The sequence below is a fragment of the Streptomyces sp. NPDC020362 genome (assembly GCF_040642095.1).
Classification (GTDB): Bacteria; Actinomycetota; Actinomycetes; order Streptomycetales; family Streptomycetaceae; genus Streptomyces.
The window spans coordinates 13365-30060 of record NZ_JBFAET010000113.1; the positions used below are offsets into that span (position 1 = coordinate 13365).

11 protein-coding genes are annotated in these 16696 nt (G+C 70.5%); 7 read left to right on the plus strand and 4 right to left on the minus strand.

Going from position 1 to position 16696, the window contains the following annotated elements; all coding sequences use genetic code 11:
• Window positions 1-102: 102 nt before the first annotated feature.
• Complete coding sequence (locus tag AB0H32_RS31010) at window positions 103-1281, minus strand: saccharopine dehydrogenase NADP-binding domain-containing protein (RefSeq protein ID WP_361127231.1); 1179 nt, start codon at window positions 1279-1281, stop codon at window positions 103-105.
• 201 nt (window positions 1282-1482) lie between these two features.
• Here AB0H32_RS31010 and AB0H32_RS31015 point away from each other — a divergent pair, with 201 nt between their 5' ends.
• The 3 genes from AB0H32_RS31015 to AB0H32_RS31025 all read left to right on the plus strand — a co-directional run bounded on the left by AB0H32_RS31015 (window position 1483) and on the right by AB0H32_RS31025 (window position 6154).
• Window positions 1483-2643, plus strand: coding sequence for a CaiB/BaiF CoA-transferase family protein (locus tag AB0H32_RS31015; RefSeq protein WP_361127234.1), 1161 nt, complete (start codon window positions 1483-1485; stop codon window positions 2641-2643).
• 71 nt (window positions 2644-2714) lie between these two features.
• Complete coding sequence (locus AB0H32_RS31020; RefSeq protein ID WP_361127237.1) at window positions 2715-3929, plus strand: acetyl-CoA C-acetyltransferase; 1215 nt, start codon at window positions 2715-2717, stop codon at window positions 3927-3929.
• A 41-nt stretch (window positions 3930-3970) separates the two neighbouring features.
• Window positions 3971-6154 carry a 3-hydroxyacyl-CoA dehydrogenase NAD-binding domain-containing protein gene (locus AB0H32_RS31025; protein WP_361127240.1) on the plus strand — a complete coding sequence of 728 codons (2184 nt, stop codon included), beginning with the start codon at window positions 3971-3973 and terminating at the stop codon, window positions 6152-6154.
• On the opposite strand, the gene AB0H32_RS31030 is transcribed toward AB0H32_RS31025, so the two are convergent.
• A complete protein-coding gene (locus tag AB0H32_RS31030; RefSeq protein WP_361127243.1) occupies window positions 6140-6880 on the minus strand; it encodes a MerR family transcriptional regulator in 741 nt (246 codons plus the stop codon). The genes AB0H32_RS31025 and AB0H32_RS31030 overlap by 15 nt on opposite strands.
• A 111-nt stretch (window positions 6881-6991) precedes the next feature.
• Window positions 6992-9649 (minus strand): alkaline phosphatase family protein, encoded by a 2658-nt coding sequence (locus AB0H32_RS31035; protein ID WP_361127246.1) that lies wholly within the window; start codon window positions 9647-9649, stop codon window positions 6992-6994.
• Window positions 9650-10126: 477 nt separating this feature from the next.
• On the opposite strand from AB0H32_RS31035, the gene AB0H32_RS31040 reads away from it, so the two are divergent.
• From AB0H32_RS31040 to AB0H32_RS31050, 3 genes are read left to right on the plus strand one after another with little or no spacing between them, the layout of a single operon-like run.
• Window positions 10127-11593 carry an amino acid permease gene (locus AB0H32_RS31040; protein ID WP_361127249.1) on the plus strand — a complete coding sequence of 489 codons (1467 nt, stop codon included), beginning with the start codon at window positions 10127-10129 and terminating at the stop codon, window positions 11591-11593.
• 42 nt (window positions 11594-11635) lie between these two features.
• Window positions 11636-12124: a macro domain-containing protein gene (locus AB0H32_RS31045; RefSeq protein ID WP_361127252.1), complete on the plus strand. Its 489-nt coding sequence runs from the start codon at window positions 11636-11638 to the stop codon at window positions 12122-12124.
• Window positions 12121-13038 carry a PfkB family carbohydrate kinase gene (locus tag AB0H32_RS31050; protein WP_361127255.1) on the plus strand — a complete coding sequence of 306 codons (918 nt, stop codon included), beginning with the start codon at window positions 12121-12123 and terminating at the stop codon, window positions 13036-13038. Before AB0H32_RS31045 ends, AB0H32_RS31050 begins: the two co-directional genes overlap by 4 nt.
• Window positions 13039-13041: 3 nt before the next feature.
• Here the strand turns inward: AB0H32_RS31050 and AB0H32_RS31055 are convergent, their stop codons facing one another.
• A complete protein-coding gene (locus tag AB0H32_RS31055) occupies window positions 13042-14529 on the minus strand; it encodes a M1 family metallopeptidase (protein ID WP_361127258.1) in 1488 nt (495 codons plus the stop codon).
• Between the two features lie 172 nt (window positions 14530-14701).
• On the opposite strand from AB0H32_RS31055, the gene AB0H32_RS31060 reads away from it, so the two are divergent.
• The gene (locus AB0H32_RS31060; RefSeq protein ID WP_361127261.1) at window positions 14702-16663 is read left to right on the plus strand and encodes a Xaa-Pro dipeptidyl-peptidase; all 1962 of its coding nucleotides are present in this window, start codon (window positions 14702-14704) and stop codon (window positions 16661-16663) included.
• Window positions 16664-16696 lie beyond the last annotated feature (33 nt).

Below are 16696 nucleotides of genomic sequence, written 5' to 3' on the forward strand. Positions count from 1 at the left end.
CAGCGAGACTTCTGAGCACATGGGCGCCGGTGGAGCGGCATTCCGGGTGCGGAAAGTCTCAAACGCAGAGGAGGGCGGGCCGGCAGCGGTCCGCCCCGGGGACTACCGCTCGGCCGCCACCCGGAAGGTGATGCCCGCCGTACGCAGCCGCTCGGTCAGCGCGTCGCCCATCGCGGTGGCCGTGGTGACCTGCCCGGCGGTCGGCGGCAGGTCGTCGAAGGCCAGGCCGAGGGCCGCCTCGGCGAACATCTTCGCCGTCTCGCCGTAGCCCGGGTCGCCGCCCGCGACCTCGGTGAACACACGCCGCCCGCCGCCCTCGCCGACGAAGCGCACCCTGAACCAGCTCTTCGCCCGCTTCTCCGGTCCCGGTCCGTCGCCGGGCCGGAGCCGGTCCGACAGCCAACGCCGGGCGGGCGGCAGTTGGGCGGCGGCCGCGAGCGCGCCGAACGCGGCGACACCGCCCGCGGCGACGGGCAGATGCCTGACCGCCGCGTAGTGCCGGTAGCGGAAGTCGGGGCCGTAGCGCTGCAGGGCCCGCGCCGAGCGGCGCACGATCTGCGGGTCGATGGTGGGCAGCGGCAGCGCCCAGGCGCCGACCTCCGGGGCGTACCGCGGCGCGCCCGCCGGTGCCGCCACCGTGCGCCCCGGCAGGCGCGGCTCGTGCCGGCCGCGTTCGCGGGCCGCGGCCGCCAGCTGCCGGCCGCGCGCGATCTGGTTCAGCGCCGATGCCAGCGTGCCGCCGGAGAAGGCCGCGTCGGCGGTCACGAACCCGTCCACCGTCAGCGGGACTCCCTCCGGCAGCTGCCGGACCGTGAAGTACACGCCCAGATCGTGCGGTACGGAGTCGAAGCCGCAGGCGTGCACCAGCCGTGCGCCCGTCTCCCGCGCGCGTGCGTCGTGCCGGACGTACACCAGGTCCACGAACTCCGGCTCGCCGCAGAGGTCGAGGTAGTCGGCCCCGGCGTCCGCACAGGCCGCGACCAGCTCTTCGCCGTAGGTGACGTACGGGCCCACCGTCGTGGCCACCACGCGCGCGTGCTGCGCGAGCGCACGCACCGTGGCCGGCTCCTGCACGTCGGCCCGCAGCACGCCGATGCCGGGGCCGCCGGGCAGCCGCTCGCGCAGCCGCTCCAGTTTGCGCTCGTCACGGCCCGCGATCGCCCAGCGCAGCTCCTCGGGGGCATGCGCGGCGAGGTACTCCGCCGTCAGCGCGCCGACGAAGCCGGTGGCTCCGAAGAGCACGATGTCGTAGGGACGATCCGTCCTGTTCAGCCTGCTCATGACACCCCTTGATCGTGCAGCACGCGCCGCTGTCGGCGGCTGAGGCTAGCGTGAACACTGCGGACCGCCGGCGCGACCCCGGCGGTCGGCCGGGCACTTGGCTAAGCGCTTGCTCGTTCAGGTCTTGTGTCCGGTGGAACGTGTTCTTAGCATCACTGGTGTTACATCAGTTGTGTCACATGGGCTTGGGGGCAGGACAGCATGACGACGGCAGGGACGCCGAGGACGTCGGGGCACGGCCCGCTCAGCGGCGTGCGCGTGGTGGAGCTGGCCGGCATCGGGCCGGGCCCGTTCGCCGCCATGCTCCTCGCCGACCTGGGCGCCGACGTCGTCCGGGTGGACCGCCCGGGCGGCCCCGGCCTCGGCATCGATCCCGCGCACGACGTGACGAACCGCAACAAGCGCTCGGTCGTCGTCGACCTCAAGACCCCGGACGGCCCCGCGCGCGTCCTGGACCTCGCCGAACGGGCCGACATCCTCATCGAGGGCTACCGCCCCGGGGTGGCCGAGCGGCTCGGTGTCGGCCCCGCGCACTGCCACTCCCGCAACCCCCGGCTGGTCTACGGCCGGATGACCGGCTGGGGCCAGGAAGGACCGCTGGCCGACCGCGCCGGGCACGACGTGGCGTACATCGCCCTCACCGGCACCCTCGGCATGATCGGCCGCCCGGACGAGCCCCCGGCCGCCCCCGCCAACCTGCTCGGCGACTACGCGGGCGGCTCCCTCTACCTGGTCGTCGGCGTCCTCGCCGCCCTGCACCACGCGCGCGCCACCGGCACCGGCCAGGTCGTGGACGCGGCCATCGTGGACGGCACCGCGCACCTGTCGGCGATGATCCACGGCATGCTGGCCGCCGGCGGCTGGCAGGACCGGCGCGGCGCCAACCTCCTGGACGGCGGCTGCCCGTACTACGGCACCTACGGGACCGCCGACGGCGGGTACATGGCGGTCGGCGCCCTGGAAGCACGGTTCTACGAGGAGTTCCTGCACCGGCTCGGCCTGGACGAGCTGGCCCCGGCCCACAAGGACTGGACCCGCTGGGGCGAGCTGCGCGAGCGCGTCGCCGCCCGCTTCAAGTCCCGCACCCGGGACGAATGGACGGCCCTCTTCGAGGACTCCGACGCGTGCGTGGCCCCCGTCCTCTCCCTGCGCGAGGCCCCGCACCACCCGCACCTGGCCGCCCGCGGCACCTTCACCGACCACGGCGGCATCATCCAGCCGGCCCCCGCCCCCCGCTTCTCCGCGACCCCCACCACCGTCCGCACCGGCCCTGCCCTGCCCGGCGCCGACACCGGGACGGTGGCGCGGGACTGGGGCATACCTGACCTCGTGAACGACGACCTCGTCGCAGAAGGCGACTGACTCCGCCCACCCGACGACTCCGCCCTCGGTGACCGACCTCCGCTCGGCCCACCCTCCCGAAAGGCACTCCAGTGAGCACCGAAGCGTACGTGTACGACGCGATCCGCACCCCGCGCGGCCGCGGCAAGGCGAACGGCGCCCTGCACGGCACGAAGCCCATCGACCTGGTCGTCGGCCTGATCCACGAGATCCGCGACCGCTTCCCGGGCCTCGACCCGGCCGCGATCGACGACATCGTCCTCGGCGTCGTCGGCCCGGTCGGCGACCAGGGCTCCGACATCGCCCGGATCGCCGCGATCGCCGCCGGACTGCCGGACACGGTCGCGGGCCTCCAGGAGAACCGCTTCTGTGCCTCGGGCCTGGAGGCCGTCAACCTGGCGGCCGCCAAGGTCCGCTCGGGCTGGGAGGACCTGGTGCTCGCGGGCGGCGTGGAGTCCATGTCGCGTGTGCCGATGGCCTCGGACGGCGGTGCCTGGTTCAACGACCCGATGACCAACCTGTCCGTCAACTTCGTGCCGCAGGGCATCGGCGCCGACCTGATCGCCACCGTCGAGGGCTTCTCCCGGCGGGACGTGGACGAGTACGCGGCCCTGTCCCAGGAGCGCGCCGCCACCGCCTGGAAGGAGGGCCGCTTCGACCGCTCCGTGGTCCCGGTCAAGGACCGCAGCGGCCTGGTCGTCCTGGACCACGACGAGCACATGCGCCCCGGCACCACCGCCGACTCCCTCGCCAAGCTCAAGCCGTCGTTCGCGGACATCGGCGAGATGGGCGGCTTCGACGCCGTCGCGCTGCAGAAGTACCACTGGGTGGAGAAGATCGACCACGTCCACCACGCGGGCAACTCCTCCGGCATCGTGGACGGCGCCTCCCTGGTCGCGATCGGCTCCCAGGAGGTCGGCGAGCGCTACGGCCTCACCCCGCGCGCGCGGATCGTCGCCGCCGCCGTCTCCGGCTCCGAGCCCACCATCATGCTCACCGGGCCCGCCCCCGCCGCCCGCAAGGCGCTCGCCAAGGCCGGGCTGACCATCGACGACATCGATCTGGTCGAGATCAACGAGGCGTTCGCCGCGGTCGTGCTGCGCTTCGTGAAGGACATGGGCCTCAGCCTGGACAAGGTCAACGTCAACGGCGGCGCCATCGCCCTCGGCCACCCGCTCGGCGCGACCGGCGCGATGATCCTCGGCTCGCTCGTGGACGAACTGGAGCGCCAGGACAAGCGGTTCGGCCTGGCCACCCTCTGCGTGGGCGGCGGCATGGGCATCGCCACCATCGTCGAGCGCATCTGAACTCCCCGCGGAATCACGAGACTTCAACGGAGACGACTGTCATGACCGAGAGCACCACCATCCGCTGGGAGCAGGACGACACCGGTGTCGTCACCCTCGTCCTCGACGACCCCAACCAGTCCGCGAACACCATGAACCAGGCGTTCCGCGACTCCCTCGCCGCGATCACCGACCGGCTCGAGGCCGAGCAGGAATCGATCCGCGGTGTCATCTTCACCTCCGCCAAGAAGACCTTCTTCGCCGGCGGCGACCTGCGCGACCTGATCCGGGTCACCCCGGAGACCGCCCAGGACCTCTTCGACGGCGGCCTCGCCATCAAGCGCAACCTGCGCCGCATCGAGACCCTCGGCAAGCCCGTCGTCGCCGCGATCAACGGCGCGGCCCTGGGCGGCGGCTTCGAACTGGCCCTCGCCTGCCACCACCGGGTCGCCCTCGACACCTCCGGCACCAAGATCGGCTGCCCCGAGGTCACCCTCGGCCTGCTCCCCGGCGGGGGCGGCGTCGTCCGCACCGTACGGCTGCTGGGCATCGCCGACGCCCTCCTGAAGGTGCTCCTCCAGGGCCAGCAGTACAACGCCAGGCGTGCCCAGGAGAACGGCCTCGTCCACGAGGTCGCCGCCACGCCCGAGGAACTGCTGGCCAAGGCCCGCGCGTTCATCGACGCCAACCCCGAGTCCCAGCAGCCCTGGGACAAGCCGGGCTACAAGATCCCCGGCGGTACGCCGGCCAACCCCAAGTTCGCCGCCAACCTGCCCGCCTTCCCGGCCACCCTGCGCAAGCAGACCAACGGCGCGCCCTACCCGGCGCCGCGCAACATCCTCGCCGCGGCCGTCGAGGGCTCCCAGGTCGACTTCGAGACCGCCCAGGTCATCGAGGCCCGCTACTTCGTGGAACTGGCCGCCGGGCAGACCTCGAAGAACATGATCCAGGCGTTCTTCTTCGACCTCCAGGCCGTCAACTCCGGCGCCAACCGCCCCCAGGGCATCGAGCCCCGCCGGGTCCGCAGGGTCGCCGTCCTCGGCGCCGGCATGATGGGGGCCGGCATCGCCTACTCCTGCGCCCGCGCTGGCATCGACGTCGTCCTCAAGGACGTCTCCGCGGAGGCGGCCGCCAAGGGCAAGGGCTACTCCGAGAAGCTGTGCGCCAAGGCCGTCTCCAGGGGCCGGACCAGCCAGGAGAAGGCGGACGCGCTGCTCGCCCGGATCACCCCCACCGCCGAGGTCGCCGATCTCGCGGGCTGTGACGCGGTGATCGAGGCCGTCTTCGAGGACACGTCCCTCAAGCACAAGGTCTTCCAGGAGATCGAGTCCGTCCTCGCGCCCGACGCGCTGCTGTGCTCCAACACCTCCACCCTGCCCATCACCGCCCTCGCCGAGGGCGTGGAGCGCCAGGCCGACTTCATCGGACTGCACTTCTTCTCGCCGGTCGACAAGATGCCGCTGGTGGAGATCATCAAGGGCGAGCGGACCGGCGACGAGGCCCTCGCACGGGCCTTCGACCTGGTCCGGCAGATCAACAAGACGCCGATCGTCGTCAACGACTCGCGCGGCTTCTTCACCTCCCGGATCATCGGCCACTTCATCAACGAGGGCGTCGCCATGGTCGGCGAGGGCATCGAGCCCGCCTCCGTGGAACAGGCCGCGGCCCAGGCCGGCTACCCGGCCAAGGTGCTCTCCCTCATGGACGAGCTGACCCTGACCCTCCCGCGCAAGATCCGCAACGAGTCGAGGAAGGCCGTCGAGGAGGCGGGCGGCACCTGGACCGCGCACCCGGCGGAGGCGGTCATCGACCGCATGGTCGACGAGTTCGGGCGCCCGGGCCGCAGCGGCGGCGCAGGGTTCTACGAGTACGCGGAGGACGGCAAGCGGGCAGGGCTGTGGCCGGGCCTGCGCGAGCACTTCACCGAGCCGGGGCGCGAGATCCCGTTCCGGGACCTGCAGGAGCGGATGCTCTTCTCCGAGGCGCTCGACACCGTACGGCTCCTCGAAGAGGGCGTGCTGACCTCGGTCGCCGACGCCAACATCGGCTCGATCTTCGGCATCGGCTTCCCGGGCTGGACCGGCGGCGTGCTGCAGTACATCAACGGCTACGAAGGCGGCCTGTCCGGTTTCGTGGCACGCGCGCGTGAACTCGCCGAGCGCTACGGCGAGCGCTTCACCCCGCCCGCGCTGCTGGTGGAGAAGGCGCAGCGGGGGGAGCCGTTCAGCGACTCAGTCCGTTCCTGACCCGGTGAGCCACTCGCTCAGCTCTTCCCGCAGCGACCGCTGGAACGTCGTCAGCAGCGCCTGCACCACCAAGGGGTGCATGTGCGCCGACAGGGACTTCACGTCCCGGGCGTCACGCTCCGCCACCTCGCCGCGGAAGAGCTGAGCCAGCTCGTGGGCAGCGGCGCGCGAGTGCTCGATGAGCACCTTGCGCGCCGCGAGGATCGCGTCCTGCGACAGCGGTACGTCCAGGAGCCGGGCACCGAGCCGGAGCAGCCCGGAGTCGACACGGAAGGTGTCCCCTTCGCCCTCGGTGCCGTCGCGTTCCGCCTCCAGGACGACGCTCATCGCCGCAAGGCGCTCGATGTCCTCGGGGGTCAGCGGCCGTCCCACCCGTCGTTCGAGTTCCCTCCGGGACACCGTCTCCACCGCGTCCGGCGCCCAGGAGGCGACCACCGCGCGGTGGATGGCCAGGTCGTGCGCGGTGAGGTCCGGCGGCAACTGCTCCAGGTACCGCTCGATCGCGGCGAGCGTCATGCCCTGCTGCTGCAGTTCCTCGATGAGGGCCAGCCGCGCCACGTGCCCCGGCCCGTAGTGACCCACCCGCCGTGGACCGATCGCAGGCGGCGGAAGAAGCCCCTTGCTGCCGTAGAAGCGGACGGTGCGGACCGTGACGCCCGCCCGGGCGGCCAGCTCGTCGATGGTGAGCGTGTGCTCCTCGGTGTCGGTGGTGGCGTCCGTCGTCATGTGCAGCAGTATCGCTGTCTCATCACTGCTGTGACACCTGGACGGCCACGGTCGCACACAGGCGGGGCCGGGCTCGGGCGGACCGGCCCCGCGGGATGTCGGCACGGAGCGTCAGTCGTCCTCGTCGGGCGTCGGAGCCGCGTCCCCTCCGGGCACCTGGCCGGGCAGGAGCACCTTCTTGTCACCCGGGTAGGGCTTGGTGAAGTTGTTCGATGAGTACCAGATGTCCCGGTTCTCCTGGGCCATGTTCACCATGTCCTCGGTCCTGAAGTCCTGCCTGGCCGACCACTCGGCCCAGGCCCTGGCCACCGCGCTGGTGGTCTGCGCGGGCTGCGGGTTCGTCGTGGTCAGCGGGATCTCGTTGGGCAGATGGGTGTACGGCGTGAAGTCCGGCCGGTCGGTGAACGCGTCGTACATCGGCTCCGCCGCCATGTCCTGCTGGTTCATCGGCGGCAGGCCGAGGATCTGCTCGATGGTCCGCAGGACGTTCAGCTGGCTGTAGTAGCTGTGCACCACCCTGCCCCGCGCCGCGTACGGGCTGATCACGAGGGTCGGGTTGCGGTGGCCGTCGACGTGGTCGACACCGTTCTGCGAGTCGTCCTCCAGGACGAAGATCGCGGTGCTCTTCCAGTCCCTGCTGTGCGAGATGGTGTCCACGATGCGGCCGAGTGCCAGGTCGTTGTCGGCCACCTGCGCGGACGGTGTGATGGCACCCGGTGCGGTGCCCGAGGTGTGGTCGTCCATCAGCCACATCATGTCGAGGGCCGGGAGGTTGCCGTCCTTCTCGTACTTGTCGAAGACCGGCTTGAACAGGTCGGCGCGGTACTGGTCGGGAATGTTCAGGTCGAAGTTCGGGAAGTCGGGCTGGGTGATCTTCGCGAGTGAGGGGATGTCCGTCTTCGGCTGGTAGCTGCCGACCGGGTAGTTCAGCGGCCCGGTCGCCTGGCCCTCCATCACCTGGGAGTCGTGGTACCACTTGAGCCAGCTGCCCGCGGCCGTGCCCTTGCCGCTCGCGTCGACGTAACGGTCGATCTGCTCGCCCCAGTTGGTGACGGACCTGCCGTGCTTGAGTGCGTCGTCCCAGATCCAGCCGGACTTCACGTCGCTCAGCGGATCGCCGGTCTGGTACGACCGGGTGTAGTTGCCGTACATCTGCTGCAGGTAGTTGTTGACGAACGCCTGGTTCAGCCAGTGGTGGCCCTCGGCGGAGTTGGTGCCGTCCGAGTACAGGTTGTCGACCAGCGGGAAGGCGCGGGCCAGTGCATGGACGTTCGGCGTGACCTGCTTGCCGAACTGGGTCAGGCTCGCATCGCCGTTGCCCCGCGGGTCGTCGCCGAGCACCTGGTCGTAGGTGCGGTTCTCCTTGACGATCAGGAACACGTGCTTGATCTTCGACGGGTTGCCGACGTGCAACGGGACGGCCACCGGGGCGGCCCTGCCACTGCCGGCGCGGTTGCGCTGCTGCAGCCCGTCCCACTGGTTGTTCCTGAACACCTGTCGGGTGTACTTCCGCATCTCCCGGGCGGTCGGCGGCACGACCGTCTGCACCGTGCCGACGAAGTTGTAGCCCAGGTGCGAGGTGGCGGGGCCGGTGCCGGTGCCCTGGTCGACCGTGCCGTTCGGTCCGACGGAGCCGAGGCCCTGCTCGCTGGCGACCACCAGCCGGCCCAGCCGGTCGTCCTCGGCCAGGCCCGTCGGGAAGGAGCCGGTCGGGATCAGGCCCTCGAAGGCGGGCTGGGAGTAGGCATCCTCGTACTGGTAGACGGCGACGGCGTTGTCGCGGCCCAGGCTCACGGCCAGGTGGGTGGTGTCCAGCATGGCCAGTCCGTTGGGCTGCGCGCCGTACGGGGTCCCTGGCGCCGGGTTGGCCGCGAAGGTGCGGCCCGGCTGCTGCCGGACGGTGTCGATGCTGGTCACCGAGTCGTCGTCGGTGTTGGCGACCACGAGCGTGCTGCCCACCGCGAGCAGCGCACTGGGCTCCAGGCCCACCGGGAAGGTCCTGATCTGCTGCCCGGAAGCCAGGTCGACCTCGGACACCGTGCCCGTGGAGGGGACGGCGTCGTCGTTGCCGGTGACCACGGCCGTGCCGTAGGAGTCGTCGGTCCGGTCGCCCGGCCGGGCGGGACGCCCGCCCTGGTTGCTCACGTACGCCTTGCCGTCGATCACCACGACGCTGTTGGGCACATTGCCGACCGCGATCTGCTTCGTGACCGTGTTCGTGGTCGTGTCGACGACGCCCAGGGTGTTGTTGCCGCTCAGCGTCACCAGCAGGTCGGTGCCGTTCGGGGCGAAGGCGAGGCCGGCCGGCACGGCCTGGCGTCCGCCGGCCCCCGGCAGCTTGACGGTGACCGGGTGGGACAGCGTGCCGTCCGCCGCGACGTCGTAGCGGATCAGGTCGGCGGGCTGTGCGGCCCACAGGTACTTGCCGTCGGGGGAGTAGACGATGCCCCCGTCGGAGATCTTTCCGCTGCCCACCTGCTGGAGCACCTTGTGCCCGACCAGGTCGAAGACGGTGACGATCCCGCTGCTGGCACCACCCGTGTCGAGACTGGCGGCCGTTTTGCCGTCCGGGGCGAGAGCCAGACCGAACGGGCGGCCGTTCTCCTTGATGACGTCGCCGACGGGCGTGACGAACTGGTTGTTGTGCGTCAGATACGACCCGTCCGCCTGTTTGCCCACGACTTTGTCGCCGAGCGGAGTGTTCCCGAAACCGCCCTCGGCGTAGGTGACCCCCGCAGCCGTCGCCGCGAGGGCGAGTGCGGCGGTCACGACCAGAGTTTTCCCGGCAATTCTCGGTCTGCGCATGAAGGCGAAATTAGGGCCGCACCGAAGACCGGGTCCCGACAGTTGCTGTACGTCGCATGAATACCTGAGCGGTCGCTGCGAGAACCCTTTGCCTCTCCTTTGAAGGCATGCCTGACCAGGAGATTTAGCCGAGCGCAATTCTAAAAATGTGCGGATTTAAGCCGAATTTCCAGCCGGTGGAATCGAGTGCCCCGGAAGAACGGAAATCAACGGGCGGCTGTAGTGCCGGTGAAGGAGTAAAGGCCCGTCGTGCCAGCGCTTTGCCACCCCTTGAGGGTTTGTGACAAACGCCGCTGTGTGACCTGGGTCATCGCATGCGCGGCGATCTTCCTGGGAAGGTGCTGTCTTGGTCTGTGCCACAACCCACCAGGGTGGTGTGGGCCGATATGTACGGAATCCTGGGCCCACGAGGTCCGGGCGCACCAGGAAGTGGAACGACCCGTGAGCAAGGAAACCGTGGATTCGGCACAGGCCGTTGCCCATGCCCGGACCGCCGAGACGCCCGCGGACGCGGGCGACGCCGGTTACAGCAAGGACCTCAAGGCCCGCCACGTCAACATGATCGCCATCGGCGGCGCCATCGGCACCGGCCTCCTCCTGGGCGCCGGCGGCCGACTGCACAACGCCGGCCCCGCGCTCGCGCTGGCCTACCTGGTCTGCGGCGTCTTCGCCTTCTTCGTCGTCCGGGCCCTGGGCGAGCTGGTCCTGTACCGGCCGTCCTCCGGTTCCTTCGTGTCGTACGCGCGTGAGTTCCTCGGCGAGAAGGGCGCCTACGTCGCCGGCTGGATGTACTTCCTGAACTGGTCGACCACCGGCATCGCCGACATCACCGCGATCGCGCTCTACACGCACTACTGGAGCATGTTCACGACCATCCCGCAGTGGGTGCTGGCGCTGATCGCCCTGGCGGTGGTCCTCGCCGTGAACCTGATCTCGGTGAAGATCTTCGGCGAGATGGAGTTCTGGTTCGCGATCATCAAGGTCGCCACCATCGTCGGCTTCATGCTGATCGGCATCTTCCTGCTCGCCACCCAGCACAAGGTCGGCGGCCACACCCCCGGCCTGAGCGTGATCACCGACCACGGTGGCGTCTTCCCGCACGGCGTGATGCCGGTCGTCCTCGTCATGCAGGGCGTGATCTTCGCGTACGCCGCCCTGGAGCTGGTCGGCGTCGCCGCCGGCGAGACCGCCGAGCCCGAGAAGGTCGTCCCGCGCGCAGTGAACTCGATCATGTGGCGCGTGGGCCTGTTCTACGTCGGTTCGGTCGTGCTGCTCGCCCTGCTGCTGCCCGGCTCCGTGTACTCCGCCGACCAGAGCCCGTTCGTGACGGTCCTGTCGAAGATCGGTGTCCCGGCGGCCGGCGACGTGATGAACCTGGTCGTGCTGACCGCCGCGATGTCCTCGCTGAACTCGGGCCTGTACTCCACCGGCCGCATCCTGCGCTCGATGGCCATGGCGGGCTCCGCCCCGAAGTTCACCGCGCGCATGAACCGCAACCAGGTCCCCTACGGCGGCATCCTGCTGACCTGCGCCGTCTGCGTGCTCGGCGTCGGCCTGAACTACCTGATGCCCAGCCAGGCCTTCGAGATCGTGCTGAACATCGCCTCGCTCGGCATCATCAGCACCTGGGTGATCATCATGCTCTGCCACATGATCTTCGTCCGGCGGGCCCGCGCGGGCCTGGCCACCCGGCCGCACTTCCGCCTGAAGGGCAGCCCGGTCACGGAGATCGCCACGATCACCTTCCTGCTGGTCTGCCTCGGCATGATGTGGAACGACCCGGACGTCGGCCGCAAGACCCTGCTGCTCATCCCGGTGATCGCCGTGCTGCTGGTCGCCGGCTGGTTCGGCGTCCGCCGCCGGGTGTCCCGCACCGCCGACGACGAGCTGTCGCAGCTGACGAAGTAGCAGCTCGGCGCCACTGTCAGTGGCATCGCCTACGGTGGCGTCATGTCGGAGATCATTTATGTCCGGGGTGACGCCACCGTTCCGTCGGTCAAGGGCGTCAAAGTGATCGCCCACGTCTGCAACGACATCGGGGGCTGGGGGAAGGGCTTCGTCCTGGCGCTCTCGCGCCGCTGGCCGGAGCCGGAGGCGGCGTACCGGTCCTGGCACCGCGACCGCGCGAAGAACGACTTCGGCCTGGGCGCGGTCCAGCTCGTCAAGGTCGATCCGTACGTGTGGGTGGCCAACATGGTCGGCCAGCGCGGCATCAGCAGAGGCAGCAAGGGCGTTCCCGTCCGCTACGAGGCGATCGACACCGCCCTCGACCGCCTCGCCGGGGAAGTGATCGAACTCGGTGCGTCCGTGCACATGCCCCGCATAGGCTGCGGCCTGGCGGGCGGCACCTGGTCCCGCATAGAGCCGCTCATCACCGAGCGGCTGGTCGGGCGCGGGATCGCGGTGACGGTGTACGACCACGGGGAGGGCGGGAAATGACGGCACACGTGGATGCGATCGATGTTCTGGTGCTGGGCGGAGCCGGGGTGGACACGATCGTCCAGGTCCCCGAGCTGCCGCTCCCGTACGCCGACAGCTACATGATCGACTCCGGGATCCGTACCCGTGCCGGGCAGACCGGCGACTTCGTCGCCGTGGGCCTGACCGCGCTGGGCCTGCGCACCCACCACCTCGACCTGCTCGGCGACGACCCCGAGGGGGACCTCGTCCGCGTCCTGCACCAGGAGCGGGGCATCGGCCTCACCGCGCTTCCGCAACCCGCCGGGACCAGGCGCGCGGTCAACCTCGTCGGCCCGGACGGCCGGCGGCTGTCCCTCTACGACACCAGCCGCGCCCACCCCGACGACCGCTTCCCGGAAGAGACCCTGCGCCCGCTGGCCGCGGCGAGCCGGCACATCCACGTCACCATCACCCAGCCCTGCGTCCATGCCCTGCCGATGCTGCTCGGGACGGGCGTTCCCCTCTCCACGGACCTGCACGACTGGGACGGCGAGAATCCGTACCACGAGCCGTTCGCCCTCGCGGCCGACGTCGTCTTCCTCTCCGCGGCCGCGCTGTCCGACCCCGAGCGGACCATGCGGCGCATCGCCGAGCGGGGCCGGGCGAAGGCCGTGGTCGCGACCGCCGGAGCCGAAGGCGCGTATCTGCTGGCCGGCGGCGAAACGACCCGCATACCGGCGGCGGTCCCGCCCGCGCCGGTGGTCGACTCCAACGGCGCGGGCGACGCCTTCGCCGCCGCGTTCCTCTACGGCCGCCTGGCCGGTGAACCGCCGGAGCGATGCGCCCGCCTCGGGTCCGTCGCCGGGGCGTACGCGTGCACCGTCCCGGCCGACCGCGCGGACGCAGTGGGCCGGGACGACCTGCTGAAACGGGCGGCCGAGCCGAATCCGTGAGGGTCAGTGCCCGTGGGCGGAGCGCGTGGCCTCGATCTTCTTCCACGACTTCGGCCGGGCGACTGCCGTCCCCGACTTCGCCAGGGAGCGCGCCGCCGACGCGGTCGGCTTCGTCGGCTGGAACAGCCACGTGTGGAACAGCGCGGCCAGAGGCTTGCCGGAGACCTGCTCGGCGTAACGCTCGAAGTCGGCCACCGAGGCGTTGCCGTACGCGTGCTCCTTCGGCCAGCCCTTCAGAATGCGGAAGAACGCATCGTCGCCCACCTCGTTGCGCAGTGCCTGGATGGCTGCCGCGCCCCGGTCGTACACGGCCGCGTCGAACTGGTCGTCGGCGCCCGGGTCGCCGGGCTTGACCGTCCAGAACGCGTCGTCGGCCGGGTGCGAGGCGTACACGTAGTCGGCGAGTTCCTGCGCGGTGCCCTCGCCCTCGTGCTCCGACCACAGCCACTGCGCGTACGTCGCGAAGCCCTCGTTGAGCCAGATGTCCTTCCAGCCCTTCACCGACACGTCGTCGCCGTACCACTGGTGGGCCAGCTCGTGCACGACCACCGAGACGTTGGCGCCCTTCGCGAACTGCTTCGGGCTGTAGTAGACACGGCCCTGGGTCTCCAGCGCGTACCCGGTGGTGGTGTTCGGCACGTATCCGCCCGCCGAGCTGAACGGATACGGCCCGAAGTAGCCGCTCAGCCAGTCCACGATCTCCCCGGTGCGCTCCACGCTCGCCCGGGCCGCGCCGTCGTTGTCGCCCAGGTCCGGGCTGTAGGCGTTGACGACCGGCACCCCGCCCTCGGAGGTGCTGGTGGTGATGTCGAACTTCCCGAGGGCGAGGGTGGCCAGATAGGTCGCCTGCGGCTTGTTCTGCCGCCAGTTGTAGGTGGTCCAGCCCAGCTTCGAACTGCTCGACTGGAGCGTGCCGTTGGAGACCGCCTGGGTGCCGTCCGGGACGGCCACCGACACGTCGTAGGTGGCCTTGTCGCTCGGGTGGTCGTTGCTCGGGAACCACCACCAGGCGGCCTCGGGCTCGTCCGCGGCCACCGCGCCGTCGGGCGTGCGGTGCCAGGCGGTGAAACCGTAGGCGCTCTTCGCCGACGGCACCCCGCTGTAGCGGACGACGACGGTGATCGGCGTGCCCTTGGCGAGCGGCGTCTTCGGTGTGATCACCAGTTCGTGCTGGTCGGACGTCGTGAAGGACGCCTTGGCGCCGTTGACCCGCACCTCGCTCACGTTCAGCAGGAAGTCCAGGTCGAAGCTGGACAGGTCCTGCGTGGTCCTCGCCAGGACGGTCGCCGTGCCCTGCAGCTCGTCCGTCTTCGGCTGGTAACGCAGCCTCAGGTCGTAGTGCGAGACGTCGTAGCCGCCGTTGCCGTAGGACGGGTAGTAGGGGTCGCCGATGCCCGGCGCGCCGGGGGTGTAGCTCGCGGCCGATGCCGGGATCGCCAGCAGGAGGGAGGCCGCCGCGAGTGCGCCCGGCGCGATGATTCTGCGGTGCACGTCAGCTCCAAGTCGTCTGGACAGGAAGTCTGTTCGGAGCCTATTCAGTCCCTGTGGCCACTGACCTGTCCATGGTGCCTGCTGTCACACGATCGCCATTCAGCCGTCACGTGCCACCGGGGTCCCCTTGTGTCCTCTTCTGCACGGGAGTTGACCGGAGTAGCGTCCGCGCATGCCGAAAAGCACACCGATGCGCACGCGCTTCACGATCTGGAGAGTGCTCGCGACCGTGGCCGTCACCGTCCTGACGGCCGCCTTCCTCGTCCCCTCCGCCGCACAGGCCGCGCCCCGCGAGAGCAAACCCGTCTACTCGTACGCACACGCCATCCGCGAGGCGGTCTGGGTGGACACGGGCCTCGACGGCAACGGTGACGGGAAGACGGACCGCGTCGCCGCCGACATCGTCCGGCCCGCCGAACCGGCCCGCCAGGGCCGCAAGGTGCCGGTCATCATGGATGCCAGCCCGTACTACTCCTGCTGCGGCCGCGGCAACGAGAGCCAGCTCAAGACGTACGACGCACACGGCCGAGTCGTCCAGATGCCGCTGTTCTACGACAACTACTTCGTGCCCCGCGGCTACGCCTTCGTCGGTGTCGACCTGGCCGGTACCAACCGCTCCGACGGATGCGTTGACGTCGGTGGCCGCTCGGACATCCAGTCCGCGAAGGCCGTCGTCGACTGGCTGAACGGCCGCGCCAAGGCGTACTCGACCCGCACGGGCACGAAGACCGTCAGGGCGACCTGGACCAACGGCAGAACCGGCATGATCGGCAAGAGCTGGGACGCCACGATCGCCAACGGTGTCGCGGCCACCGGCGTCAAAGGCCTGAAGACGATCGTCCCGATCAGCGGCATCTCCTCCTGGTACGACTACTACTTCGCGCAGGGCGCCCCGCTGTACGCCGGAGGCCCCGACGAACTGGCCGGCTACGTCGAGAGCGGCGACGCCGCGGCCCACTGCGCGGCCGTGCACAAGAAGCTGGCCGACGGCAGCCCGCGCAGCGGTGACTGGACCCCGCTGTGGACCGAGCGGAACTACGTCAAGGACGCGGCCAAGGTGCGCGCCAGCGTGTTCGTGGTCCACGGCATGCAGGACCTCAACGTGCGTACCAAGCACTTCGGCCAGTGGTGGGACGCCCTTGCGAAGCACGGTGTGAAGCGCAAGATCTGGCTCTCCCAGACCGGGCACGTCGACCCCTTCGACTACCGGCGCGGCGCTTGGGTCGACACCCTGCACCGCTGGTTCGACCACGAACTCCTCGGCTACGACAACGGCATCGACCGCGCGCCGATGGCCGACATCGAACGCCACCCCGACCAGTGGGCCACCTCCACGGTCTGGCCGCCGCACGGCACCGAGACCACCACGCTCCATCCGGCCCCCGGCCCCACCCCCGGCGTCGGCACCCTCGGCCTCGGCCAGGCCAACGGCACCGAGACCTTCACCGACGACCCGAAGCTGAGCGAGACCGACTGGGCGGCCCACCTCACCACCCCCACCCCGGAGAAGGCCGGCTTCCTCACCGCGCCCCTGACCCACGACCTGCGGCTGTCCGGCTCCTCCACGGTGACCGTGACCGCCACGCCCACCACCTCCTCGGCCCACCTGTCGGCCGTCCTGGTGGACGTCGGCCCGGACACCATCCGCGACTACGCCGACGGCGGCGAGGGCATCACCACCCTCACGGACCGCAGTTGCTGGGGTGAGAGCACGGCCGGGGACAGTGCCTGCTTCAAGAAGACGGGGGCGAAGACGATCGCCGTCGACGACACGGTGCTCAGCCGTGGGTGGGCCGATCTCGGCCACCACGCCTCGCTCGGCCACGGCGTCCCGCTCACCCCGGGCAGGGCGTACACGATGACCCTCTCCCTGGCGGCGACCGACCACGTCATCCCCAAGGGCCACCGCCTGGCGCTGATCGTGGCCGGCACGGACAAGGACCTGATCGACCCGCCCTCCACCAAGCCGACCCTCACCCTGGACCTGTCCCGTACGACGGCCAGGATCCCGCTGGTCGGCGGCGCCGCGGCGTTCGCCCGGGCCACGGCCGACAGTGCGCCCGCCGCTCCCGTGGCGCGGGTCCTGGACGGCGTCCGCGCGCCGCGCACCGCCCTTCACCTCCCGGAGGGCTGACCGCTCAGGCGGCCGGGCGGGTCAGGCCAGGAC

Coding starts and splice junctions, on each gene's coding strand:
- AB0H32_RS31025 (WP_361127240.1), top strand. CDS start 3,971: ATGACCGAGAGCACCACCATCCGCTGGGAGCAGGACGACACCGGTGTC.
- AB0H32_RS31045 (WP_361127252.1), top strand. CDS start 11,636: ATGTCGGAGATCATTTATGTCCGGGGTGACGCCACCGTTCCGTCGGTC.
- AB0H32_RS31050 (WP_361127255.1), top strand. CDS start 12,121: ATGACGGCACACGTGGATGCGATCGATGTTCTGGTGCTGGGCGGAGCC.
- AB0H32_RS31030 (WP_361127243.1), bottom strand. CDS start 6,880: ATGACGACGGACGCCACCACCGACACCGAGGAGCACACGCTCACCATC.
- AB0H32_RS31010 (WP_361127231.1), bottom strand. CDS start 1,281: ATGAGCAGGCTGAACAGGACGGATCGTCCCTACGACATCGTGCTCTTC.
- AB0H32_RS31060 (WP_361127261.1), top strand. CDS start 14,702: ATGCCGAAAAGCACACCGATGCGCACGCGCTTCACGATCTGGAGAGTG.
- AB0H32_RS31015 (WP_361127234.1), top strand. CDS start 1,483: ATGACGACGGCAGGGACGCCGAGGACGTCGGGGCACGGCCCGCTCAGC.